The organism is Mesorhizobium sp. M0018, assembly GCF_040323955.1.
In the GTDB taxonomy this organism is placed as follows: Bacteria; Pseudomonadota; Alphaproteobacteria; order Rhizobiales; family Rhizobiaceae; genus Mesorhizobium.
In genome coordinates, this window is the sequence record NZ_JAMYVL010000027.1 from 1 (window position 1) to 23,339 (window position 23,339).

The 23,339-nt window shown below is 62.6% G+C and carries 24 protein-coding genes and 1 pseudogene; 13 read left to right on the forward strand and 12 right to left on the reverse strand.

Annotation, left to right across the window (positions count from 1 at the left end; translation table 11 throughout):
* The first annotated feature begins 194 nt into the window (after positions 1-194).
* Complete coding sequence (locus tag NKJ81_RS27810) at positions 195-1,415, forward strand: AI-2E family transporter (protein WP_352542394.1); 1,221 nt, start codon at positions 195-197, stop codon at positions 1,413-1,415.
* Here NKJ81_RS27810 and NKJ81_RS27815 read toward each other — a convergent pair.
* The 3 genes from NKJ81_RS27815 to NKJ81_RS27825 form a co-directional block, all read right to left on the reverse strand.
* On the reverse strand, positions 1,403-2,299 hold the full coding sequence (locus tag NKJ81_RS27815; RefSeq protein WP_352472036.1) for a DMT family transporter: 897 nt from the start codon (positions 2,297-2,299) through the stop codon (positions 1,403-1,405). The genes NKJ81_RS27810 and NKJ81_RS27815 overlap by 13 nt on opposite strands.
* A gap of 122 nt (positions 2,300-2,421) precedes the next feature.
* Positions 2,422-3,186 carry an arginyltransferase gene (locus NKJ81_RS27820; RefSeq protein WP_352472035.1) on the reverse strand — a complete coding sequence of 255 codons (765 nt, stop codon included), beginning with the start codon at positions 3,184-3,186 and terminating at the stop codon, positions 2,422-2,424.
* A gap of 138 nt (positions 3,187-3,324) precedes the next feature.
* Positions 3,325-3,795 carry an RDD family protein gene (locus tag NKJ81_RS27825; protein WP_352472034.1) on the reverse strand — a complete coding sequence of 157 codons (471 nt, stop codon included), beginning with the start codon at positions 3,793-3,795 and terminating at the stop codon, positions 3,325-3,327.
* Between the two features lie 210 nt (positions 3,796-4,005).
* Between NKJ81_RS27825 and sthA the strand changes: the two genes are divergently transcribed.
* A complete protein-coding gene (gene sthA, locus NKJ81_RS27830) occupies positions 4,006-5,394 on the forward strand; it encodes a Si-specific NAD(P)(+) transhydrogenase (RefSeq protein WP_352542395.1) in 1,389 nt (462 codons plus the stop codon).
* Positions 5,395-5,403: 9 nt separating this feature from the next.
* Here sthA and NKJ81_RS27835 read toward each other — a convergent pair whose 3' ends face one another.
* Positions 5,404-6,078, reverse strand: coding sequence for an alpha/beta hydrolase (locus tag NKJ81_RS27835; protein WP_352542396.1), 675 nt, complete (start codon positions 6,076-6,078; stop codon positions 5,404-5,406).
* Positions 6,079-6,294: 216 nt separating this feature from the next.
* On the opposite strand from NKJ81_RS27835, the gene NKJ81_RS27840 reads away from it, so the two are divergent.
* Complete coding sequence (locus NKJ81_RS27840) at positions 6,295-7,470, forward strand: OpgC family protein (RefSeq protein WP_352542397.1); 1,176 nt, start codon at positions 6,295-6,297, stop codon at positions 7,468-7,470.
* 23 nt (positions 7,471-7,493) lie between these two features.
* On the opposite strand, the gene NKJ81_RS27845 is transcribed toward NKJ81_RS27840, so the two are convergent.
* Entirely contained in the window at positions 7,494-8,576 is a 1,083-nt protein-coding gene (locus tag NKJ81_RS27845) for a LacI family DNA-binding transcriptional regulator (protein ID WP_352542398.1), read from the reverse strand.
* Between the two features lie 163 nt (positions 8,577-8,739).
* Here NKJ81_RS27845 and NKJ81_RS27850 point away from each other — a divergent pair, with 163 nt between their 5' ends.
* Together NKJ81_RS27850 and NKJ81_RS27855 are read left to right on the forward strand one after the other, a co-directional pair.
* Positions 8,740-8,883, forward strand: a complete 144-nt coding sequence (locus NKJ81_RS27850) for a hypothetical protein (protein WP_352472030.1) — start codon at positions 8,740-8,742, stop codon at positions 8,881-8,883.
* A gap of 57 nt (positions 8,884-8,940) precedes the next feature.
* Positions 8,941-9,084 carry a hypothetical protein gene (locus tag NKJ81_RS27855; protein WP_352472029.1) on the forward strand — a complete coding sequence of 48 codons (144 nt, stop codon included), beginning with the start codon at positions 8,941-8,943 and terminating at the stop codon, positions 9,082-9,084.
* A 26-nt stretch (positions 9,085-9,110) separates the two neighbouring features.
* Here NKJ81_RS27855 and NKJ81_RS27860 read toward each other — a convergent pair whose 3' ends face one another.
* The gene (locus NKJ81_RS27860; protein WP_352542399.1) at positions 9,111-9,479 is read right to left on the reverse strand and encodes a DUF423 domain-containing protein; all 369 of its coding nucleotides are present in this window, start codon (positions 9,477-9,479) and stop codon (positions 9,111-9,113) included.
* Between the two features lie 53 nt (positions 9,480-9,532).
* A complete protein-coding gene (locus NKJ81_RS27865; RefSeq protein ID WP_352542400.1) occupies positions 9,533-10,783 on the reverse strand; it encodes a multidrug efflux MFS transporter in 1,251 nt (416 codons plus the stop codon).
* Positions 10,784-10,979: 196 nt separating this feature from the next.
* Between NKJ81_RS27865 and NKJ81_RS27870 the strand changes: the two genes are divergently transcribed.
* Together NKJ81_RS27870 and NKJ81_RS27875 are read left to right on the forward strand one after the other, a co-directional pair.
* Entirely contained in the window at positions 10,980-11,642 is a 663-nt protein-coding gene (locus NKJ81_RS27870) for a GntR family transcriptional regulator (protein WP_352542401.1), read from the forward strand.
* A gap of 96 nt (positions 11,643-11,738) precedes the next feature.
* Complete coding sequence (locus NKJ81_RS27875) at positions 11,739-11,996, forward strand: DUF982 domain-containing protein (RefSeq protein ID WP_023674477.1); 258 nt, start codon at positions 11,739-11,741, stop codon at positions 11,994-11,996.
* Between the two features lie 51 nt (positions 11,997-12,047).
* Here the strand turns inward: NKJ81_RS27875 and NKJ81_RS27880 are convergent, their stop codons facing one another.
* Both NKJ81_RS27880 and NKJ81_RS27885 read right to left on the reverse strand, forming a co-directional pair.
* Complete coding sequence (locus NKJ81_RS27880; protein ID WP_254817539.1) at positions 12,048-12,206, reverse strand: hypothetical protein; 159 nt, start codon at positions 12,204-12,206, stop codon at positions 12,048-12,050.
* A gap of 113 nt (positions 12,207-12,319) precedes the next feature.
* A complete protein-coding gene (locus NKJ81_RS27885) occupies positions 12,320-13,363 on the reverse strand; it encodes an aldo/keto reductase (RefSeq protein WP_352542402.1) in 1,044 nt (347 codons plus the stop codon).
* A gap of 280 nt (positions 13,364-13,643) precedes the next feature.
* Between NKJ81_RS27885 and ppk2 the strand changes: the two genes are divergently transcribed.
* Positions 13,644-14,564: a polyphosphate kinase 2 gene (ppk2, locus tag NKJ81_RS27890; RefSeq protein ID WP_352472021.1), complete on the forward strand. Its 921-nt coding sequence runs from the start codon at positions 13,644-13,646 to the stop codon at positions 14,562-14,564.
* Between the two features lie 48 nt (positions 14,565-14,612).
* Here the strand turns inward: ppk2 and NKJ81_RS27895 are convergent, their stop codons facing one another.
* The 3 genes and pseudogenes from NKJ81_RS27895 to NKJ81_RS32745 all read right to left on the reverse strand — a co-directional run.
* Positions 14,613-15,260 carry a dihydrofolate reductase family protein gene (locus NKJ81_RS27895; protein WP_352472020.1) on the reverse strand — a complete coding sequence of 216 codons (648 nt, stop codon included), beginning with the start codon at positions 15,258-15,260 and terminating at the stop codon, positions 14,613-14,615.
* 396 nt (positions 15,261-15,656) lie between these two features.
* Positions 15,657-16,688 (reverse strand): porphobilinogen synthase, encoded by a 1,032-nt coding sequence (gene hemB / locus NKJ81_RS27900; protein ID WP_352542426.1) that lies wholly within the window; start codon positions 16,686-16,688, stop codon positions 15,657-15,659.
* 573 nt (positions 16,689-17,261) lie between these two features.
* Positions 17,262-17,594 (reverse strand): annotated as a pseudogene (locus NKJ81_RS32745) (DUF8605 domain-containing protein); the annotation flags it as partial.
* A 145-nt stretch (positions 17,595-17,739) separates the two neighbouring features.
* On the opposite strand from NKJ81_RS32745, the gene NKJ81_RS27910 reads away from it, so the two are divergent.
* The 5 genes from NKJ81_RS27910 to NKJ81_RS27930 all read left to right on the forward strand — a co-directional run bounded on the left by NKJ81_RS27910 (position 17,740) and on the right by NKJ81_RS27930 (position 23,284).
* Positions 17,740-18,783, forward strand: coding sequence for an enoyl-CoA hydratase/isomerase family protein (locus NKJ81_RS27910; RefSeq protein ID WP_352542403.1), 1,044 nt, complete (start codon positions 17,740-17,742; stop codon positions 18,781-18,783).
* Positions 18,780-19,202, forward strand: coding sequence for a DUF6163 family protein (locus tag NKJ81_RS27915; protein WP_023674485.1), 423 nt, complete (start codon positions 18,780-18,782; stop codon positions 19,200-19,202). Before NKJ81_RS27910 ends, NKJ81_RS27915 begins: the two co-directional genes overlap by 4 nt.
* Before the next feature lie 202 nt (positions 19,203-19,404).
* Positions 19,405-19,920: a transcriptional regulator LdtR gene (gene ldtR / locus NKJ81_RS27920; protein ID WP_023674486.1), complete on the forward strand. Its 516-nt coding sequence runs from the start codon at positions 19,405-19,407 to the stop codon at positions 19,918-19,920.
* Positions 19,921-20,258: 338 nt separating this feature from the next.
* Positions 20,259-21,512 (forward strand): L,D-transpeptidase family protein, encoded by a 1,254-nt coding sequence (locus NKJ81_RS27925; RefSeq protein WP_023674488.1) that lies wholly within the window; start codon positions 20,259-20,261, stop codon positions 21,510-21,512.
* 125 nt (positions 21,513-21,637) lie between these two features.
* A complete protein-coding gene (locus NKJ81_RS27930; RefSeq protein ID WP_352472014.1) occupies positions 21,638-23,284 on the forward strand; it encodes a Na+/H+ antiporter in 1,647 nt (548 codons plus the stop codon).
* Positions 23,285-23,339 lie beyond the last annotated feature (55 nt).

Here is a 23,339-nt window from a genome sequence, read left to right on the forward strand (position 1 = left end):
CAAACCATCGACCTCAACCTCGTCGAGAGATAGCATGGAGCACTGTTCGCGATGTCCTCGCACACCTGTTCGCGATGTCTCCGGTCCAAACAGGGGGGAGATTAGCAGCGCCACCCGAACATTTGGAATGTCGTCACGATTGCTGCACTATATCAGTGCATAAGCGATGCGATGGGCTAGGGAGAATTGGGCGCTTGAAGGAAATCAGGATCCAGAAGCCGGAGCGGCAACAGCGTCTGTTTGGCCTGTCGACGCCGCTCAGGGCCGCTGTCATTCCACCGCTGTCGGCGGCGCGCTGGCTCCTGGTGCTGATCGTCGCCGCCGGCGTATATTTTTTCCACGGCTTCCTGTTCCCGGTCCTTGCCGCCCTGGTTATCGCTTTCGCCAGTTGGCCGCTCTATCGGCGGCTGCTCGCAGGCGTCGGCGGCAACCGCACGATTGCCGCTACGCTTGCGATCCTGTTCATCCTGACCTTCCTGGTGGTGCCGATCGCGCTTGCCGGCACCTACGCCATCAACGAGGTGCGCGAATGGGTCGGCTGGGCTATCGAGACCAACCGCTACGGCGCGCCGACGCCGCACTGGATCGCCACGCTGCCTGTAGTAGGCGAATGGCTCAATGAACAGTGGACGGTCAACGTTGGCCATCCAGGCGGTATCGGCGAACTGATCCAGCTGATCAGCGGCGCCAATATCGGCAGCATCTATCGCGGCGCGCTTGCCGCCGGCGGCAGCGCCTTCGGACTTTTGCTGACGCTGCTGTTCATGATGATCGCATTGTTCTTTGCCTATCGCGACGGCGAGCATTTCGCCGGGCAGGTCGATCGCCTCGGCGAACGCATCCTGCCGGCCCGATGGGAACGGATCTCACGCGTGGTGCCGGCGACGATCTCGTCGACGGTTACCGGTATGACCGTTATCGCCATCGGCGAAGGACTGGTGCTGGGCATCGCTTACTGGTTGGCCGGCGTACCGTCGCCGGTGACGCTCGGCGCGCTGACCGGCATCATGGCGCTTATCCCCGGCGGCGCGCCGCTGTCGTTCACGCTGGTCTCGATCTATCTCGCCGCCAGCGGCTCGCCGATGGCGGGGCTGGCGCTGTTCGTCTGGGGCGCGGTCGAACTCTTCATCGTCGACAAGACATTGCGCCCGAAGCTGGTCGGCGGGCCGATAAAGCTGCCCTTCCTGCCAACCTTTTTCGGCCTGATCGGCGGCGTCAAGACAATGGGTTTTCTCGGCCTGTTCATCGGCCCGGTGCTGATGGCCCTGCTGGTCGCAATCTGGCGCGAATGGCTGCGCGAGGTGGAACTGACCGATGAACTCGCTGCCGCCGAACCGGCGGAGCAGGAAGATGCACCGCCGCAGATTGAAATTGTTGCCGAACGCGCCGCCGCGAAAAAGAATCAGGCCGGGTGACTGACGGCGAACGTGGCGCGGCGCTTGCGCCCGTCGTGCAACTGCCAGAGCGAATGGCCGATCAAGGTCATGATGAGGATCGCGCCGCCGATCAGGCTGTTGCGCGTCGGTGTTTCGGCGAAGATCATCCACACCCAGACCGGCGCCAGCACGGTTTCAAGCAGGTAGAACATCGCCACCTCCGGCCCGGAGATGTATTTCGGGCCGTTGGCGAGGCAGAAGAACGAGATCGGCATGATGACGGCACCGTTGAAGACGATCCACCATGGCGCGTTGACGTGAAAACCCACCTTGGAAACCATCAGGGTGGCGACGGCCAGCGGCAGGACCACTCCGATCAGCGCCGTGAAACCCATATCCTTGCCGCTGGCGCGCGAGATGGTGATGGCCGCGGCGATCATGAAAGCCGAGCATAGCGCCATCAGGTCGCCGAAGAGATGTCCGGTTCCAACGGAATCGCCGACAATGATCGTCACGCCGACGATCATAAGTGCCAGCGCTGCAAGCGTCAGGGGCCGTGGCCTCTCCTTCAGGAACAGCCATGACAAAAGGGCCGCGAACATGGTTGTGAACGCCAGGATGAAAACGAGGTTGGCTGTCGAGGTATTGTAGACACCGGTGATGAAGGCGATCGAGCCGAGCCCGTAGAGGCCGGCAACGATGAGCCCTGACCAGCCCGGTACAAGCTGCGGTGCCTTTGCGCTCAGCGATCGCCAGGCGGCCCAGATGATAAGCGTGGCGACGAAGGTCGTGCCGGTGCGCAACAGCAGGATCGTCCACGCCTCGCCGTCGGCGAGCCGGATCAGCGGAATGTCGACGGTCAGCGTCAGCCCGCCGATGGCGGTGATCAGAAGGCCTCTCTGGTGGTCGTTGTGGGAAGACATGCGGCAATTCTCGCGTAGGCTTGGAGGCGCAAAATTGACCCGCCCGGTTTCCCAGCCGATCGGCCGGAAGCCCAGCGGCATCCTCCTCGAAACAATTTAAGAGTGAATACCGAAAGCGAAGATCAGCGCGAAACCGCTTCGTGATTGTAGCGTTCCCAGCCTTTCGGGCCGAGATGCTCCTGCGGCTGGAAGCGCATCTTATAATTCATCTTGCGCGAGCCGTTGACCCAGTAACCCAGGTAGACATGGGGCAGGCCCATCGCCCTGGCGCGGGCGATGTGATCGAGGATCATGAAGGTGCCGAGCGAACGGTCCTCGAAGTCCGGGTTGAAGTAGGAATAGACCATCGACAGGCCATCGGCCATCTTGTCGGTAAGCGCCACGGCGATCAGTTCGCCCTGGCCCTTGCCGGTAATGAAGCTGTCAGGTCCGCGGCGACGGTATTCGATGACCTTGGTGTCGACATGGGTATCCTCGACCATCATGGCGTAGTCGAGCACGGTCATGTCAGACATGCCGCCACGGCGGTGGCGGACGTCGAGATAGCTGCGGAACAGCGAATACTGTTCGGTGGAGGGTTCGGCGTCGTGCATGGCGCCGACCAGATCCGAATTATGCTGTATGACCCGTTTCATGTTGCGGCTGGCGGTGAATTCCTGCGCCAGGATGCGCACGGACACACAGGCGCGGCAGGTCTCGCAGGCCGGCCTGTAGGCGATGTTCTGCGAGCGCCTGAAACCGCCCTGCGTCAACAGATCGTTCATCTCGGGGGCCTTGTCGCCGACCAAGTGTGTGAACACCTTGCGCTCGAACTGGCCCTCGAGATAGGGACATGGCGAGGGCGCGGTCAGAAAGAACTGCGGCGACTGGGTCGGGTGCTGCGTCATCGAGCCTTGGAAATACTCCTGCGAATCGCTCTACCTTTGGCGCGGACGCCGAAAAATTCAACAGGATTGTGAAAGCCTGGTTGATTGGACGTCTTCACATTTGTGCGCAAAGGCTGCGGCCGCGCTTCAAAAGTCTGCTCAGCGGCCACTGCGGCTGACAACGGTGCCGAGCAGCAGGTCGTGCAGCGTGCGCTTGCGGTCGGAAAACAGGCTCACCAGCAGGACCAGCGGCGAAAGGATGACATTACCGGCCCAAAACAGCACCGAATGCACGACGGCGGTCAGCCCGTCGATGCGGCTGCCGTCGAGTCGGTCGAGCCGGATGCCCATCATCTTCATGCCGGTGGTGGCCTGGTCTTTACTGCCGAGCGTGTTCCAGATGTAGAGGATGGCGACGGTCGGCACGAGAATGGAAAACAGCATCCAGCCGAGGCCGAGCGTCAACAGCCCGAACAGGAACACCAGGATCGCGAATGGAATGGTGAGCAGCGCGACGATGAAATAGTCGATGACGAAAGCGAGAATGCGCCGCGTGCGCACGCCCTCATAAGAGCGGACATCTTCGAGCCTGCTGGTGATGATTTCGCCGTCGAGAACGCGAGCGTTCATGTCATTTCCTCGTAATCGAACCCGGGTTAATGCACGGGCCGCGTATTGATGAAATGGTGAAGGTTCGCGGCGGAATCAAGATCGAGCCTTTCGCCGCCGTGTAGATGGCGACAGAGCGCCTGGGGCCGTCTGACTTGTTGAATTCACGGCGCGGATAGCGTTAGTTTGCTGCGGCGCACAAAGCGCGCCGAGCCGAGGGGACGGGGCGACATGGACTACGACATGCTGGTCATCGGCAGCGGCCCATCCGGGCGCCGCGCCGCGGTGCAGTCGGCCAAGCTCGGCAAGTCGGTGCTGGTGGTCGACAGGGGCCGGCGTCTCGGCGGCGTTTCGGTGCATACCGGCACTATACCGTCGAAGACGTTGCGCGAGACGGTGCTCAACCTCTCCGGCTGGCGCGAGCGCGGCTTTTATGGACGCGGCTACCGCGTCAAGCAGGACATTTCGGTCGGCGATCTGGTCGAGCGCCTGCACAAGACGCTCGACCATGAGGTCGAGGTGCTGCAGCACCAGTTCATGCGCAACACGGTCAAGAGTGCGCGCGCCGCGGTAAAATTCCTGGGCCCCAACAAGGTCAGCCTGACCACCGACACCGGCGACTACAGCGAGGTTGGCTTCGCCCATGCGCTGATCGCGGTCGGCACCCGGCCGCACCGGCCGCGCGACGTGCCGTTCGACAAGACACGGATCTTCGACAGCGACGAGATGCTGGAGCTCGATCGGCTACCGCGCACGCTGACGGTGATCGGCGCCGGCGTCATCGGCGTCGAATATGCGACAATCTTTTCGGCACTCGACGTTCCGGTGACATTGGTCGAGCCGCGCAACACGATATTGGATTTCGTCGACCGCGAGATCGTCGACGACTTCATCCATCAGATGCGCGACCGCGGCATGACCATCCGATTGGGCAGTGCCGTCAAGGAGATCGCCTCGAAACCCGACTATGCTGAGGTGACGCTGGCCGACGGCCGCACCATACGTTCCGAGATCGTGCTTTATGCCGCGGGACGCACCGGCAATGTCGGCAATTTAGGGCTCGACGCCGTCGGCATCGAGGCTGATTCGCGAGGCCGCATCAAGGTCGATCCGCAGACCTTCCAGACCAGCGCGCCCAACATCTATGCCGCCGGCGATGTCATCGGCTTTCCGAGCCTGGCATCGACCTCGATGGAGCAGGGCAGGGTGGCCGCCTGCCATGCCTTCGGCGTGCCCTTGCCGCCGCCGCCCGAAACCTTTCCCTACGGCATCTACGCCGTGCCGGAAATCTCCACCGTCGGGCAATCCGAGGAGCAGGTGCGCGAGAGCGGTGCCGCCTACGAGGTCGGCGTGGCGCGGTTCCGCGAGACATCGCGCGGCCACATCATGGGTGTCAACACCGGTTTCCTGAAGCTTCTGTTCTCGATCGAAACACGCCGTCTGCTCGGCGCCCATATTGTCGGCGAGGGCGCGACCGAACTCATCCACATCGGCCAGGCGGTCATCAATCTCGGCGGCACAGTCGACTTCTTCGTCAACAACACCTTCAACTACCCGACGCTGGCGGAAGCCTACAAGATCGCCGGGCTGGACGCCTGGAACCGCATGGGGCGAGGGTAGCTTCGGGGCTCATCGATCCGACGCTGCAACGGCGACCGCAGGATCCGCCAGCCATTGCCCGACGATGTCGGCGTCCGGATCGCCGATTTCATGGCCGGAGGCAATGGTGTGGGTTTCGACCTTGGCGCCATGCGAGCTCAGTAGAGCGGCCAGCACCGGCGCGAATGGCGCGTAGGTCAGGTCGGCGGCGCCGGCGACGATCAGAGCCCGCGCCTTCGACAGGTCGGCCGGCGGCACCTCGTCGAGCACCGGCATCGGACGCAGCAATGCAGCGCGCTCGATGAAGCCCGGATGCAGCAGCATGACGCTTGAGACCAAATTGGCGCCGTTCGAATAGCCGAGAAAGGTCGCGTGGCGGAGATCGAGGCTGTGGCGCTTCGCGACGCCGGCGACGAAGGCCGCGAATGCCTCCGCCTCCGCGCGGATGCTTGCCTGCTCGAATCGCGTCGGGGTGATTCGCGTGAACCAACGGAACCCGTCCTCCTGAGGGATGCGGCCACGGACCGCAACCAGCGCCGCATGCGGCGCGATTTGCCGACCAAGCGGCAGCAAGGTCGTCTCGTCGACACCCGATCCATGCAACAGGAACAGCCAGTCACCCAGTAAGTTGGCGGGTCGATGGAGCCGGTAGAAAAAGCCTGAATTCTCCTGCAGAATACCGTCTTCGAGGCTCTCCTCGGCCATGGTCACATCCTCTTGATTTCGCGTTACTTTCGTTAATTTGCCGGCTTCAAAACAAAATATTTTCAAGCTCCGCGAAAGTTGATTGAACCGGGCGCATTTCAGTCCGTTTCTTTGCCGATATAATCCCCGCGGGGGGATCGAAGCAGTGTGCGCCGGGTGGTCGCCCGAGGGATCGCATGCCGGACATAAAACAACCAGCTTTAAGGCCTTTTATCGATGACCATGCCAGTTTCGCCGGAACGCGATACGCGTATTGACGTGTTCCGGGCTCTCGCCCTCCTGACCATATTCATCGACCACGTGCCGGGCACCGTTTTCGAAACCCTGACCTATAAGAATTTCGGGTTTTCGGATGCGGCCGAGGCCTTCGTGCTGATCTCCGGCATGTCCGTCGCTCTTGCCTACGGCACCAAATTCCAACCAGGAAACCGGCTGGTCGCAACGCTGAAGATGTGGCGCCGCGCCGGCGTGCTCTATGTCACCCACATCGTCACGACGATGGTGGTCATGGCTATCTTCTGCGCAGCGGCGGTGTTTGCGAAACGGCCGGACCTTCTGACCCTGATCAACATCGAGCCGCTCGTCAGGAACCCGCCGCAAGTCCTCGTCGGCATCGTCACGCTCGGCCATCAGCTCGGTTACAACAACATACTGCCGGTCTATGCGGCCCTGCTGTTGATGGCGCCGGCCTTCCTGATGTTCATCAGCTACAGGCCGCTGGCGGCGCTTGCCGTATCCGCAGCCCTTTGGCTGATTGCCGGTATCTACCAGATCGCGCCGCCGAACTACCCGGAGCCCGGTTTCTGGTTCCTCAATCCGCTGTCATGGCAATTGCTGTTCAATATCGGCATGGCCAGCGTGTTGCATGTGCGGCGCGGCGGCACCGTCCCTGTCAATCGCTGGCTGGTCGGCGCGGCCGCCGCCTATGTGCTGACGGCGCTCGTCTGGGTGCACAGCCCGCTGTGGGGGCATGTGTCATGGCTTGACCTGCCGGTGGTGCTGACCGGTTTCGACAAGACGTTCCTGTCGTTGCCGCGGCTGCTGCACATCCTGGCGATGAGCTATCTGGTCGTCGCCTTGCCCTTCGTCTCGAACCTGTTCCGCACCGGCCGCGACAATCCGCTCGCCATATTGGGCAAACGCTCGCTGCCGGTTTTCATTGCCGGCACGGTGATTGCCATGGCGGCGCAGGTGATGAAGCTGATCAACCCGGGCGGCATTGCCTATGACAGTCTGCTGCTCGCCGCCGGCATCGCCATGCAGTTCGCGCTCGCCTTCTATCTGGAGTGGCTGTCCGCTATCGGCTGGTCCGGCAAGGGCAAGCCGGTCCGCAACGAGGCGCCGCCTGTCCGTCCATCCTTTGGCATCGGTCCCATGGCGGCCAACAGGTAAGATTTGGAGCCGATCTGCCCCAGTCAGCCTGTACTTGGCGGCGGTCCGGAAGATGCCCTGACGACAAGTTCGACATCGAGCGTTTCTCGCCGCACCGTGCCGTCGAAGTCGAGGATTCTTCGCGCTGCCCGCCGGCCGATCTCGGCGATCGGCTGGGCGATGGTGGTGAGCGGAGGCTCGCAAATTGCGGCTTCAGGCACGCCGTCGAAGCCGACGACGGAAACATCGCGGGGAACCGCGATGCCCCGTGCGTTGAGCCATTCCAACGCGACCATCGCGATCCGGTCCGACATCGCCAGGATGGCGGTCGGCGGTTCCGCCGAGGCGAAAATGGTTTCGAGACCAGCCCTTGTGCTCGCCTTGTCGTTTTCGGTCTCGTAGACCGGCACCTTGGCGGTGCCGATACCAAACCGGGAAAGCTCTTCGAAATAGCCGAGGAGGCGGTCACGGGTTCCGGTATAGACCGCGGTCCGGACCTGCTCGGGGGAGACAAGACCGGTGCTGTCGTCGGCGAAGGCCAGCGACAGCACGGCGAAGCGGCGATGTCCAAGTTCCGCCAGATGGCGCGCCGCGAGCCGGCCGCCGGCAACATTGTCGATACTGATCGCCGAGACCGTCTCGTCCTGCGAGCCGAGCTCGAGCGCGACGAAGGGGAGCTTTCGTTCGCGCGTCAGCTCAACGAGACGCGGACCGCCCTCGATGCAGAAAAGGATGAAGCCATCCACGAGGGCGCTCTGGATATTCCAGGCAAGTTTTTCCTCGTTGCCAGCCGACACGAGGGCTATCCCCGCGCCGGTGGCGTCGCAGGCTTCCGAGATGCCGGCCATCATCACGCGGGCAAACAGGTCGTCGAAGAAATAGGACAGCGGCTCGGTTGTGGCGACGCCGATTGCATTGACCTTGCCGGCGCGCAGCAGCCGGCCCTTGGGATCCGGGCCGGCGTAGCCCAGCGCCTCGGCCGCCGCCTTGACCCGCTCGCGGACTTCCTCGCGCACGATTTCGGGACGGCTGAAGGCATTGGAGGCAGTGCCGTGCGATACGCCCGCGGCTTTGGCGATGTCTGCCAGCCGGATGGGCCTCCTGCTGCCCTCGGTGGGTGATGTCATTTGTTCGTCTCCAGGACTCCTGTCCGACAGTAGTGCCGATTACCTAACATCTTCCTTGGATCGATTCAAATTTTTGCTTGACATTTATGCTGTGACGCATATTCTTGAATCGATCCAAGAGCGGTTTTGCCCGCACATTGGATCGATACAAGAGGAGAGTGCCATGCACCCCGTCAATTATCTGTTCGAGGACATTTACCGGAACGACTGGAGCATCCGCTCGAGCGCGGAGGCCCGCAAGGGGCGCGACAGGACCGGTCCGTGGATTCGCGACCTGCGTTTCCTCGTAGGACGCAAGCGGAGCTGATCGGCGGCCTATTTTTTGTGCCCGCTGATTGGATCGATTCAAAAAGGAGATTAAGCCATGCACCCGATCAAGCATCTGTTCGAAGACATCTATCGCAATTATTGGGGCATATCGCCGGCCACCGAACGGCCGGAGCGGCGGCGTGTGGTCAAAACGGCCAAACGCGACGGCCAAGTCCGGCCCGAACGTCGCCAAGACTGACAGAACCGGCGAACCTGGCTGCCGCGTCAAGGGCGCGGCCGCACCAGCGCCGAGGCGGCCATCATCAGCCAGCCGCCGATGAGCAACGTGCCGCCGATCGGCGCCGACATCGGGAACAGCCGCGAGCCAAGGAAGTCGCGGGCCAAAAGATCTCCCGAGAACAGCAGAAGCCCGACGAGAAGGATGAGGCTTCCGGTTCGCAGGATGCTATTGCCACCGAGCAGCCCGACGGCAAGGAAGACCGGCGCATGCAAGAGCAGGAAGGATGCGGCCGTACCGACCAAAGCGCCGCCGAGATGCGCCGCCGCCGCCGAAAGCGCCACGCCAGCCGCGCCGCATAGGCCGCCGGCAAAAACCAGAATGCGGCCGCCTGCCGCGTGTTCATCCGTGCTCATGTCCACGCCTCCGTGATTCCTGGCGACCGCCTGAGATAGTGCTGCGAACCGTGTCAGGATTTGCCGGCTTCCGCCAGCATGTCGCGCTCGCGGCGCGACTGGACCAGCCAGTTATAGGCCGCTCCGCCCGCCATCAGAATGGATGTGCCGAGAAACACCGAGCGCATACCGAAATGGCCGCCGGCAAAGCCGCCGAGCAACGGTCCGGCGACCTGCCCGACATATTGCGCCGAGATCGACAAGCCCAGCACATTGCCGCCGACCCCGTCGGGCACATTGTGGCGGATGACGCTGGTGATGCAGGGCAAAAGACCGCCAAGCGCCAGGCCCATCAGGAAACGCAGGACGACGAGTTGCCAGCCCTGGGTAACGAAGGCCTGCGGGATCAGCAGCAGCGCCGAGACGGCGAGTGCGGCAACGATGACGTTCCAGTGGCCGATACGGTCGGCGAGCTTGCCGAGCCGCGACGCCGACAGGATGGCGCCGAGCGCTGCCGCGGACATGACGATGCCGGAGACCAGCGTGACCTGGCTCTGGTCTTCGATGAGCTGCTGGACATAGACGGTGATGATCGGCTCGATCGACATGGTGGCGAAACTCAACAGCATGCCGGTCGCGAGCATGGCGACGACGGGGCGCTTGTCGGGAATCTGCGACCAGCTGTCTTTCACTTTTTCTTCTGACACGGCCTTGGCGGCAACCGGGCGAGGCGCCTCCTTGATCAGCAAGGTGGTTGCCAGAAAAGCCAGGAAAATGACGCCGCCGGCGAGCAGGAATGTGGCGCGGATGCCAATCAGCGGCGGCAGCGCGCCGCCAAGCAGCGGACCGACCAGGGCACCGGCGGTGATACCGGCCGACAGCACGCCCAGCGCCCAGCCGGAGCGATCCTTCGGCGTCTGCATGGCAACCAGGATGGTCGAGCCCGAAGAATAGCCGCCGGCAAAGCCGATCAGCAGGCGCAAGAGCACCAATTGCCAGACAGTCTGCACCATGCCGGTCAGCGACATGCACAGCGCCATGCCGAAACTGGCGCGCACCAGCATCAGTTTGCGGCCGTAACGGTCGCCTAGCCGCCCCCACAGGGGCGCGACCAGCGCGGCGGCAAGGAAGGTGGCGCCGTAGGCGACGCCCGACCACTGCACGATCGCCGCATGGCCCTCTGCGCCCAGCTGCCCGACGTAAAGCGGCAGGAAGGGCAACAGCAGCGTCATCGCTACAAGCGTGCTGAACGAGCCGGCAAAACACACGGCGAGATTGCGGCGCCAGTGGACGTTGTGCGTGGCGCGGTTGGCGTCTTGCGGCATGTCTGTCCTGTCCGGCCAGCTTGCATGAAACTTGCTGTGGATACCAATTTGGGATACCAAGCTGGTATCTGTCATGAACGCAAGCCCCGTCGCTGTCAATGCGGGCCTCTCAAACATGATCGACAAAGGCCGGCGTGATCGGCCAACGCCGGCCAGTGACCCGATTGCCGGAACGAATGACCTGAACGGAACGCCAATGTCGCAGATGCAGAACGTCGAAAAGCAGCTTCGCGAGATGATCCTCGGGCTCGAGATTGGTCCCGGCGAGCGGCTGACGGAGCGCTGGGTCGAAAGCCGCTTCGGCGCCTCGCGCACGCCGGTCAGGGCTGCGTTGCTGCGGCTCGAGACCGAAGGCCTGATCTGCCGCGACGGCCGCGGCTGGACGGTCTCGCCAATCAATCTTGCCGAGCTGGAGCAGATCGCCGTCTATCGCGAGGCGGTCGAGGTCGCGGCAGTCAGGCTGACTTGCACCTTGCAGGACAGAAGTGCCGTCGAAATCATCGAGGCGATGCTCGATTCTTGCGACGACAAGACGCCGCGTGAGGAATGGCATCGCGTCGGCAGGGATTTTCATATTGAGCTGGCACGCCTGTCAGGCAACGAGTTCCTGTTCAGAGCGGTTCGCGATGCGATGACGCGCCTGTCGCGCGCCCGCTGGCTCGAGGTTCGCGACGAGGCAGCGCTCGGCCGTGCCTGGGCCCAACACCATGCCATTCTGTCGGCGGTGCGGGCCGGCGATGCCGATACCGCCGCCCGCCTGCTTTCGGCCCATATCATCGGCAGCCGCGACCGGCTGGTGACCTCGCTGCGCAACGACCGGCGCGGCCTGCGCGCCCGGGGATTTGCCGTCGTCGCTTGAGTGAGGATCGGCTGCCATTGATCACGAAAAGAGCAGATGAGCGAAGAATGCTACTTTCGGTCTCGCTTCGCAAATGCCGATGGCGTAAGAGCGGCGATGGAAAACAACCGATTTGACACACCCGTGACCGTCAAGGGCGCGGCGGGAAGCAATCAGCTCTTGCGTACGGCCCGCGAGGCTTCCGACTACCTCCTCAACAATTGGCCCGGCAAGCGCAGCCCCAAGCACCGCGAAGCGTTGCAAGCCTGTCATGATGCGCTGGCCGGCGACAAGCCGGCCATGAACGCAAGACGGGCCTTCATTGCCGCCGCTCGTGAAGTGAACGTCTTCGTCAGCGACAAGGCGCCTGCCTGAGGCATAGCGGGATTTGACCGAGGCCCGGCCCGCCTGACAGCCCGGATATCATCACTCTGCCGTTTCGGTTTTGGTTTGGGACTCGCTCTCGCCCTCGGGCTTCGATCGCTCCTTGGCTGCGACCTTGGCAGCCTGCTTTTCCGCCTTCTTGGCAGCCTTCTGCCGGTCGCGTTCCTTGCGTTCCTGACCGTAGTTCGGTGCTCGTGCCATATCGTTTCCTTTCGTTGTGCTTGGCCTTTGCCTAGGAGCATTGGACCGCAAACACAACACCGCAAGGCACGATCGGGCTCCATATCTCGGCGCAGTCCGGAGAGCCCGGCTTTTCAGGCGCCGTCGCGGTCGAGAACGAGATCGGCCGGCCCGAACCGGTCCTTTGCCGTGAATTGCTGGTGCCAGTAAGGATAGAGCACGGGCGGCCTGCTGACCACATCGAGCCGTGTGCGCTCCTCATCGGCAAGCACAAGGCTTGCAGCGGCGATATTGTCTTTGAAATGCGCTTCGGTTCGTCCGCCGATCACCAGCGAACTGACAGCGGGCCGGCCGAGCAGCCAGGCAAGCGCCACCTGCGCCGCCGACACGCCGTGGTTATTGCCGATATCGATCAGCGTGTCGACGATCCGCCACAGCCGGTCCTCGTCGCGGATCGGCGGTTCCGACCAGCCGCTGAGCTGGCGGGCGGTCGGCTGGTCACGGTGGTATTTGCCGGACAGCAACCCGCCGGCAAGCGGGCTCCAGACCAGCACGCCGAGCCCCTGGTCGACCGAGATCGGTAACAATTCATACTCGGCCTCGCGCGCTTCCAACGTGTAATGGATCTGCTGGGTGACGAAGCGCGGCTGGTGATGACGGTCGCTGATCCCCAGCCCCTTCATCACTTGCCAGCCGGAATAATTGGAGCAGCCGACATAACGGACCTTGCCCTGCGCGACCAGCGTGTCGAGCGCGGCGATGGTTTCCTCAAGCGGTGTCAGGCCATCCCACTCGTGCAGGAAATAGATGTCGATGACATCCGTCCTGAGCCGCTTCAGGCTCCTCTCGCATTCGCGGATCAGATGGTAGCGCGACAGGCCTTCATCATTGGGGCCTTTGCCGATCCGCATGCGCGCCTTGGAGGCGATCAGCACGTCGCCCTTGCGCTTGCCGCCAAGCGCCTCGCCGATGATCTCTTCCGACACGCCGTTCGAATAGACATTGGCGGTGTCGATGACATTGACGCCGGCATCGATGCAAAGGTCGATCATCCGGCGCGCCTCGTCGAGGTCGGTCTTGCCGACCGCCGAAAACGCGCCGCCGCCGCCGAACGTCATGGTGCCCATGGTCAGCGTCGAAACCTTCAGCCCGGAACGGCCGAGAATGCGGTATTCCATGTCGTATCCTCACAATTTATCGGGAAAGGGCGTTGCAGACGACAGCCCTCAATGAACCGGCTATTTGTAGGATAATTCGTTCCGCTTGTCGCCCGTTCCGCAGGGCAAGCTCGATCACATCTTGCGGATTGAAACGCACAGCCAGCGCAGTAGTGGCTGCAATAAAACCGTCATTGCCGGCCTATACTAACATCGGTCCAGCGCTTCGATTTCCGGCCGCCGGGCCGGGCGGCAGAGCGCCTGACAGCGGCCGGCAAGGCCTGTAAGCGGAGCAGCGTAAATGACCGAGATAAAACAGAATTCCCCGGCCAGGGACTGGCTGGAAGCGGAACTCGCCGACACGCTGGATGAAGACTATGAGCTGGAAATCTCGGAGCCGGCGCTGTCGATGGAGATCGCCAAGATCTACAAGAATGCACATCCGCCATCGATCGATCGCCTGCAGTATTTTCGCGATCTCATCACGCTGCAATCCGAGTTGATCAAGCTGCAGTCCTGGGTCGCCTATCACAAGAAGAAGCTCGTCGTGGTTTTCGAGGGCCGCGACTCGGCGGGCAAGGGTGGTGTTATCAAGCGCATCACCCAGAGGCTTAATCCGCGCATCTGCCGCGTCGCAGCACTTCCGGCGCCGACCGAGCGCGAGAAGTCGCAATGGTATTTCCAGCGCTACGTTCCGCATCTGCCGGCCGGCGGCGAGATCGTGCTGTTCGACCGCTCCTGGTACAACCGCTCCGGCGTCGAGCGGGTAATGGGCTTTGCCCAGCCGGATCAGGTCGAGGAGTTCTTCCGCGACGTTCCGGATTTCGAACGCATGCTGGTCCGCTCAGGCATTACGCTTGTCAAATACTGGTTTTCGATCACCGACGAGGAGCAGCAGATGCGCTTTTTGATGCGCATCCATGACCCGATGAAGCAATGGAAACTGTCGCCGATGGACCTCCAGTCGCGCGTGCGCTGGGAGCAGTACACCAAGGCCAAGGAAGAAACGTTCGCCCGCACCAATATCCCGGAAGCCCCGTGGTTCATCGTCGAGGGCAACGACAAGAAACGGGCACGGCTGAACTGCATCGACCATCTCCTCAAGCAGATGCCCTATGAGGAGGTGCCGCACGAGGAGATCACACTGCCGGAGCGCGTCTTCAATCCCGAATACGAGCGCCAGGTACTGCCGCGCGAACTGTATGTGCCGGAGAAGTACTGACTAAAGCGGCGAGGAGGGCGCCGCTCCATGGCGGCACCCTGCAACAAGCTAGGTGCGCTCGATGATGACATGCGTGGCCTTCGGCGTCGCGACCTGCTCGCTGCAGCGATAGCCGAGCTTGGGCATGTCGATGCCGGCAAAAAGGCTCTCGCCGGCGCCTAGCAGGACCGGTGAGATCGCCAGATGCATTTCGTCGATGAGCTTTTCCTTGAGATATTGCCGGATCGTAGAAACGCCGCCGCCCAGCCGTACATCCTTACCGTCAGCCACTGCCTTCGCCTTCTCCAGCGCTGAGTGGATGCCGTCGGTCACGAAATAGAAGGTCGTGCCGCCCTCCATGACAATAGGATCACGCGCATGGTGCGTGAGCACGAAGACCGGCACGTGGTAGGGTGGGTTGTCACCCCACCAGCCTTTCCAGCTGTCATCCGGCCATTCGCCGCGGATCGGCCCAAACATGTTGCGGCCGAGGATCCATGCGCCGACATTTTCGAAGCTGCGTGCCGCGAACGCCTCGTCGGTGTCCGTGGTCCCGCCATCCTTGCCGAGGACCATCTTGCGGAAGGTGCGGGTGCCGAACATCCATTCGTGCAGGGCTTCTCCGCCAACACCCAGCGGGTTCTTCAGGTCTTGGTCGGGACCGGCGCCGAAGCCGTCGATCGACAGGGTGAAAGCGCTGACGCGAAGCTTGGACATGGGAGCCTCCTCGATAACCAATTGTGACATGCAAGCAGTTATCGGGGTAGCTTAACTGATTGCATATTGCAAGCGGTATTTTTGCTGGCGGGGCAATCGCTTCCAAATCATGTTGGAATAACCAATCTCAATGTCGGCGCCGCCCGTCATCCGCCTGCCGGCAGCTTCTCCCTGCATAGTGACGGGGAGAAGGGGCCGGCCGCAACGTCGATGTTTTTGCAACGCTGGAGATTGGTAAAATCTTTTACGAACGCGTCTTTCTCCCTGCCACTTTACGGGGAGAAATACCCGGCAGGGCAACGAGGGGCAGCGTAAACTTGAAGCGATGTCCTGCGGCGTTCCATGTCGCGCTTTGGACGAACGAACACTACTCGATGTAGACGCTACAAAGGCGCATCACCCCTTGAGCATCGCCGCCACTTCCGGCGCGAAGTAGGTCAGGATGCCGTCGCAGCCGGCGCGCTTGAAGGCGAGCAGCGATTCCAGCATCGCCTTTTCGCCGTCGATCCAGCCATTGGCGGCGGCGGCCTTGATCATCGAATATTCGCCCGAGACCTGATAGGCAAAGGTCGGCATCTGCAACTCGACTTTCAGCCGGCGGATGATGTCGAGATAGGGCAGGCCGGGCTTGACCATCAGCATGTCGGCGCCCTCGGCCAGATCCTGCTCGGCCTCGCGCACCGCTTCGTCGGAATTGGCGTGATCGATATAATAGGTCTTCTTGTCGCCCTTGAGCAGGCCGGCGGTGCCGACCGCCTCACGGTAGGGGCCGTAAAAAGCGGATGCGAACTTGGTCGCATAGGACATGATCGCCACATCCTGAAATCCATTGGCGTCGAGCGCATCGCGGATGGCACCGATCCGGCCGTCCATCATGTCCGAGGGGGCAATGATGTCGGCCCCCGCCGCCGCCTGGATGACGGCCGCCGCCGTCACTTGCTCCACCGTTTCATCATTGACGATAATGCCCTCGCGCAAGATGCCGTCATGGCCATGCGAGGTGAACGGGTCAAGCGCCGCGTCGGTGATGATGCCGATCTCCGGCACCGCCCGCTTGATGGCGCGGGTGGCGCGGTTGATGATGTTTTCCGGATCGAGGATGTGCGAACCGGTCTGATCGCGGAGGCCGAGCTCCACATTGGGGAAAGTGGCGATCGCCGGAATGCCAAGCTTGGCCGCGCGCTCAGCCTCCTTGACGGCGAGGTCGAGCGACAGGCGGAACACGCCGGGCATGGCGGCGATCGGTTCGCGCACTTGTCTGCCGTCGACGACGAAGATCGGCCAAATCAGATCGTCGACCGAGAGCCGGTTCTCCTGGACAAGGCGGCGCGACCAATCGGCCTTGCGCATGCGCCGCAGACGCCGGCTGCCGGTGATCTCGTCGACGCTGCGCGCGCCGGCAGGCTTTGCAGGGGTGAATTTGTTCATCGCAAAAACTCCGGATCGGGCGGCTTTTACCACGAGCTTCCGCTGCTGACCAATGCGACACGATTGTGCCAGGGTCCTGTCGGGCGCTATTCTGGTTGGCCATTGCCCGACAGGATCTGCGCAGCACCCCGCATGGCGACGCGGAATGCCTCGTCGAAGCTGACGCCGCGCACTTGCCAATTGTAGCTCTTGCCATTCAAGCCGCCAGTCGGCTATCCAGCCCAGTTCCTTGTCGCTCCAGACGATACTGCCGGCGAGCGCCTGGTCGGCTCCGGCCTTCCTGGCAAGCTGGTCCAGCGTCGTGATATCGGCATGGCGCAGGGCCTGGTCGTCAAGCTTCGAGGCCGACAGCAGTGACGCTTCGGGAAACACAATCGGCATGACCAGCGGACCGGTGGCATTGACGAAGGATTCGCGCATCGCCGCCGCGCGCTCATCGTCGGCGGTCAGCACGAACTGCCTTGTGCCTTGCTCCGCCGCCAGGAAAATTGCCAGGCGTGGCCGCTCGCCAAGCCATGGTTTGCTGCCAAGCGCGGCAAGCACCGGATCGATAACGTCAGGCCTGTACAGACAAGTGAGATCATGCGGCCGGTCATGGGTGCCTTGTTCGTCATGGATTGGAATGCCTTCGAGACGGTCGCGATAGCGGAATTCGGCAACGAAGCTGCCGGCCTTGTCGCGCAGCGCCGCCATCTCAGTTCTCTTCGGCAGCCGCTGATCGCCGGACACACGAACCAGCACTGCATCGAGGCAGGCCTTGAAGCCGATCTGCCTGTTGACCTCGCCCTGGCCTGTGACGATGGTCTGCGATTGATAGAGCTCGTCGACGGTTTCGGCCGATACGGGAGGAGTGTTCGCAGCGATCAGGCCGACCACCATAACAGCAAGGCGCGGCAACCAAGGCATGGTTCAACCTTCCGGTTCAAAGCGCCAGCATTAGCACTGGGTGACGCCGACGACCATGCAGCGGATTGGCCGCCGCCATTGACGCGGCCATGCGCCACGATTTAGCACTTCACTCCCGGCGGGCGCGGGGAGGGATTCTCTGGCGATGGATTTTGGCGGAGGCGACGAGATTCGCTTCGAAAGATTGGGCAGGGCTGGCGTCGTCACGCTGACGCGGCCGCAGGCGCTCAATGCCGTAACACACCGCATGGTCAAGGCGCTGGACAAGGCGCTGCGCAGTTGGGAGCGCGACGACGGCGTCGACGTTGTCGTCGTCAAGGCCGAGGGCAGGGCATTTTCGGCGGGCGGCGACATCCTCCACATCTACGAAGCCGGCCGCGCAGGAAGGCCTCCGGTCGATTTCTTCGCCGATGAATACCGGCTGAACGCCCGCATCGCCCGCTTCAAGAAACCCTATGTCGCGGTGATCGACGGCATCGTCATGGGCGGCGGCGTAGGTATCTCCTTCCATGGTTCGCAGCGAGTGCTGACCGAAAACGCCCAGTTTGCCATGCCCGAGGTCGGCATCGGCTTTTTCCCGGATGTCGGCGCCAGCCATCTGTTGCCGGATCTCGGCGGCAGCTTCGGCATGTATCTGGCGCTGACCGGCAACCGCATCCGCTATGGCGATGCTTTGTGCTCGGGCCTCGCCACCCATACGATCAAGGCGGAGGACCAGGCCGGCTTCCTCGACCGTCTGGCGGAAAGCGGCGACCCGGAATCGGTGCTGCGCGGCTGCTTCGTCCCGGCCAGGCGCGAGACCGACAGGCCGACGCTGGAAGCCATCGCCCGGCATTTCGCGCAGCCGTCGCTGGCCGATATCGTCGCCAGTCTGGAGCGGGCAGCCGCTGCCGACGAGTTCGCGGCAAAGACGCTGGCCACCATCCGCACACGTTCACCGACCAGCCTGCATGTTGCATGGCGCCAGATTAGCGCCGGGCAGACGTTGTCGATGGACGAGTGCATGAAAATGGAGTTCCGTATCCTCAACCGCATGCTTGCCGGGCACGACTTCTATGAAGGTATCCGCGCCGCCATCATCGATAAAGGCTCGACGCCGCAATGGCGGCCGGCAGGTATCGATGACGTCAGCGCCGCCAACGTCGACGCCTATTTCGCATCGCTCGGCGAACGGGAACTGAAGCTGTGAGCGAGGTCGCCTCGAGACGCGTGGTGCTGCAGCCCTCGACGATCGAGGTCATCTTCGCCTGGTTCCAGCGCGTCATCGCCGGCTACTGTCTGCTGTTCGGCATCTTGTACTGGATCCGGCTGATCGGCTTTTACCCCGGCCCGTTGTGGCGCTTCGACCTGATGCCGGTACACTGGCAGGTGGCGGCGGTGGTGCTGGCGGTGTTTTTTCCGTTCGCTGCCGCCGGCCTGTGGATGCTGGCGTCCTGGGGGCCGGTGATCTGGTTCATCTGCGCGGTGACCGAGTGCGTCATGTATGCTGGCTTCCCCGAGTTGTTCGGCCACCGGCCGCTGATCGTCGCCTCGCACCTTGCGGTGGCGCTGCTCTACATAGTGTTCCGCGTGGTGATCTGGATCCAGAAGCGGCAACCCCGGCGATAGCAATTCCGGCCAGGATCGTTGGCTAAATCTTTAGGTTAATTATCCTTGCTCGGGTGACCGTCCGTTAAGCCTCTTTCGAAACCCCTTACCGGTAAGCTCTTGTTAGCCTTGGCGTTTAAGTCGAATTTTATGAGTATTCGATAGTGTCGCGGTCAAGGTGAAGAACAAAAAATCACCGGGCGACAAACGAGAGGCAAAGACAATGATCAATTCGCGTCCGGCGGCGAAGACCGCCAACGTATCCGATGACCGCCGCGAGGCGATCCGTTCGCTGTACATGGAATCGCTGCAGCTGGTCGAGCGGCTGCATCGCCGTCTGCTTGATGTGATCAAGGACGAATTCGACCGCAACGGTCGCTCCGACATCAACGCCATCCAGGCGCTGCTCCTGTTCAACATCGGCAATTCGGAGCTGACCGCCGGCGAACTGCGCTCGCGTGGCTACTATCTCGGCTCGAACGTCTCCTACAATCTGAAGAAGCTGGTCGATCTCGGCTTCATCAACCACCAGCGCTCGCGCATCGACCGCCGTTCGGTGCGGGTTTCGCTGACGCCGAAGGGCAATGAGGTGGCGGAAGTCGTCGCCGGCCTCTACGAGCGCCATGTCGGTTCGATCGAGCAGGTTGGCGGCATCAACACGGAGGAGTTCAAGCAGATGAACCGCGCCCTGCAGCGCCTGGATCGGTTCTGGAACGATACCATCGCCTACCGGATGTAATCGCATCCGCCGCATCTAGATTTGAAGCTGGACTACGGAAGTGCTGCCGCGGAGTGGACCAAAGGCCGGTGCCGAAAAGCACCGGTCTTGCCGTTTCGTCAGGCCGGCCGATTCAAATTCGAGCAACAGCCACGTTGCCGCCATATTCCAATGGAACCGAAGATGCGGGTGATGCTGGGGCCAAAGCCGTGCATTTGTCCTGTGCTCAAGTCACTTCCCATGTGGTTTTACACCGAAGTGATGCGGGCCATGGTTGGCTAATTGTTAAGAAGCCAACTCTAGAGTGCGGGCGAGACCGCCCGGTGGGTTGAATTGTAGCAAGAATGTCTGGAACGTCCATGAGAACCAGCCGCCGTTTCTTCCTTTCAGGAGCCTCCGCGCTCGCAGCCGCAATGGTCGCCGGCCGCGCCAGTGCACAGGATGTGATCGGGGATATCCTGAAATCCTCGGCGCGCGGCAATTGGGACGACCAATTCGATGCGCGTGCCAGCGAAGGCGGCAAGGTTGCCTCGACGCTGCCGATCTTCAGCCTGCAGACGGTGTCCTTCACCGAGCAGGCGATCATGCAGTATCAGAATATCGTCGCGCAAGGCGGCTGGGAACAGGTTCCAGACACCAAGAAGCTGCAGCTTGGCGTCGAGGATCCCGATGTGGTGCCGCTGCGCAGGCGCTTGATGATATCGGGCGATCTGGCGCAGAGCGCCGGGCTCTCGGAAGCGTTCGATTCTTACGTCGACTCGGCGCTCAAGCGCTTCCAGTTGCGTCACGGCTTGCCGGCCGACGGAACCACGGGCAAATATACTTTCGCGGCAATGAACGTGTCGGCGCCGGTTCGGCTTGGTCAGCTCCAGACCAATCTGCAACGGCTGCGTGAGCGGGCCGGCACGCTTGGCAACCGCTATGTTCTGGTCGACATCCCGGCGGCGCAGATCGAGGCTGTCGAGAACGACCGCGTTGTGCTGCGCCACACCGCAATCGTCGGCAAGATCGATCGCCAGACGCCGATCGTCAATTCCAAGATCAACGAAATCATCGTCAATCCGTACTGGAACGCGCCGGTCTCGATCGTGCGCAAGGATATCATTCCGCTGATGCGGAAGGACCCCAACTATCTCAAGGACAGCCATATCCGCCTGTTTGCGCCGGACGGCAGCGAGGTCGACCCAATGACGGTCGACTGGTCGACCGATGATGCCGCCAAATACCGCTTCCGCCAGGATCCCGGTTCCGGCAACGCGATGGCCTCAGTCAAGATCAATTTTCCCAGCCCGGACGGCGTCTACATGCACGACACGCCGCAGCAGAGCCTGTTCGGCAAGCTGATGCGCTTCGATTCCTCTGGCTGCGTGCGGGTTCAGAACGTGCGCGACCTCGTCACCTGGATTCTGCGCGACACACCGGGCTGGGATCGCCAGCATTTCGAGGCGGCGATCAAGACCGGGGAGAACACGCCGGTGCAGGTCACCAATCCGGTGCCGGTTTATTTTCTCTACGTCTCGGCCTGGTCGACAGGGCCGGGCGTGGTCCAGTTCCGTGACGACATTTACGGCCTCGACGGAGCCAACGAGCTGCAGATCACATCCGCGCTCTAAGCAGCTGAGTTCATTTGCAAAAGGCCGCCGGAAGGCGGCCTTTTTCGTTGCCGAGTCTTTCGCGGAAAGCTTTGCTGGGCCGATTGCCGGAAAAAGGACGCGGCGCTGTAGTCGGAAATCGCATCATGCATGTCGCAATGTTCATTCTGGTCGTGCTCATCTTCGTCGCCGTTTCGGGCGCGCTGGTCCGGCTGGTGCGGGTGCCGCTGCCGGTACTGCAGATCGCCATCGGTGCAGCGCTCGCCTGGCCGGTGCGCGGCATGCATGTCGAGATCGATCCCGAGCTGTTCCTGCTAGTGTTCATCCCACCGCTGCTGTTCAGCGACGCCTATGGTGCGCCCAAGCGCGAACTGATCGCGCTGCGCGGGCCGATCCTCGACCTCGCCATCGGGCTGGTCTTCTTCACCATTGTCGGCTTCGGCTACGCTTTGCACTGGCTTGTCCCGAGCATCCCGCTCGTCGTCGCTTTCGCACTTGCTGCGGTGCTGTCGCCCACCGATGCGGTGGCCGTCTCCTCGATCGTCGACAAGAGCCTGGTCCCGGCCCGGCTGATGCACATCCTGGAGGGCGAGGCGCTGCTCAACGATGCGTCGGGCCTCGTGATGTTCCGCTTTGCGGTGGCAGCTGCCTTGACCGGCAGCTTCTCCTTCGTCGCGGCATCCGTGACTTTCCTCTATGCCGTCGCTGCCGGCATCCTGGCCGGCGTGGCTGCCTTGTTCGTCGCCGCCAAGGTGCTGCAATTGCTGAACCGTATCGGCGGCGTGCCGTCCGAGGCGCAGGTGCTGGTCATGGTCCTGCTGCCGTTCATCGCCTATCTCGGCGCCGAGAATGTCGGCGCCTCGGGCATTCTGGGGGCGGTCACGGCCGGAGTGCTCACCGGCGGCTCCGGGATTTTCCGCTTTCTCGGCGTCTCGGCGCGCATACAGACCGTATCGCTGTGGACGACGCTATCCTTCGTCTTCAACGGCGCGCTGTTCATCCTGCTCGGGTTGCAGCTTCCCGAAATCATCGGCAACGTGCCGCCTGAGCTCGGCAGCCGCTATCCGGTCATCCAGCCAATCGCCACGGTGGTCGCGCTGACACTATGCCTGATCGGGCTGCGCTTCCTGTGGATCTGGGTCGGCGACATCGCGACGCGCGTCTCGGCGCGATTACGCGAGCAGAAGGCCGAGCCGTTCGGGCTGCGCGTCCGGATCGCCGGCTCTGTTGCCGGCGTGCGCGGCGCCATCACGCTGGCCGGCATCCTGTCGCTGCCGCTCACCATGCCGAATGGTTCGCCCTTTCCGGCGCGCGACGTGGTGATCTTCCTCGCCGCAGGCGTCATCATCTGCTCATTGCTCATAGCCAGCCTTGCCTTGCCCAAGGTGGCACGGGGGCTGGTCGAGCCGGGCGAGGATCCTGGCGCTGCCGAGGAGCGTCTTGCGCGCGTGGGCGCGGCCAACGCCGCCATCGCCCGCATCGAGAGCATGGCCGGCGCGACCGACGGCGATGAAGGGGAAATACCCGGCGCCCGGCTTGCCGCCGCCGATAGCATCGTCGCCGGCTACCGTCGCCGCATCGCTGCCTCCGACGAGGCCGACGAGGCGCGCGCCGAGGCCCGCGAGGCCGGACGGCTGGAGCTCGAATTGAGGCTGGCGGGCATTGAGGCCGAACGCGCAGCGGTTCGCGCAATGTTTCGCAGCGGCCAGATTAACGACCATACGATGCAGGCGCTGTTCACCGAGATCACGCTCACCGAGGCCCTGCTGAAGGGCCGGCAGGCAAGGAAATAGAGGCTGCCAGTCTCTCTGGCGCAATCCGGCCAGCAAATTTCGCGCTGCAAACGTG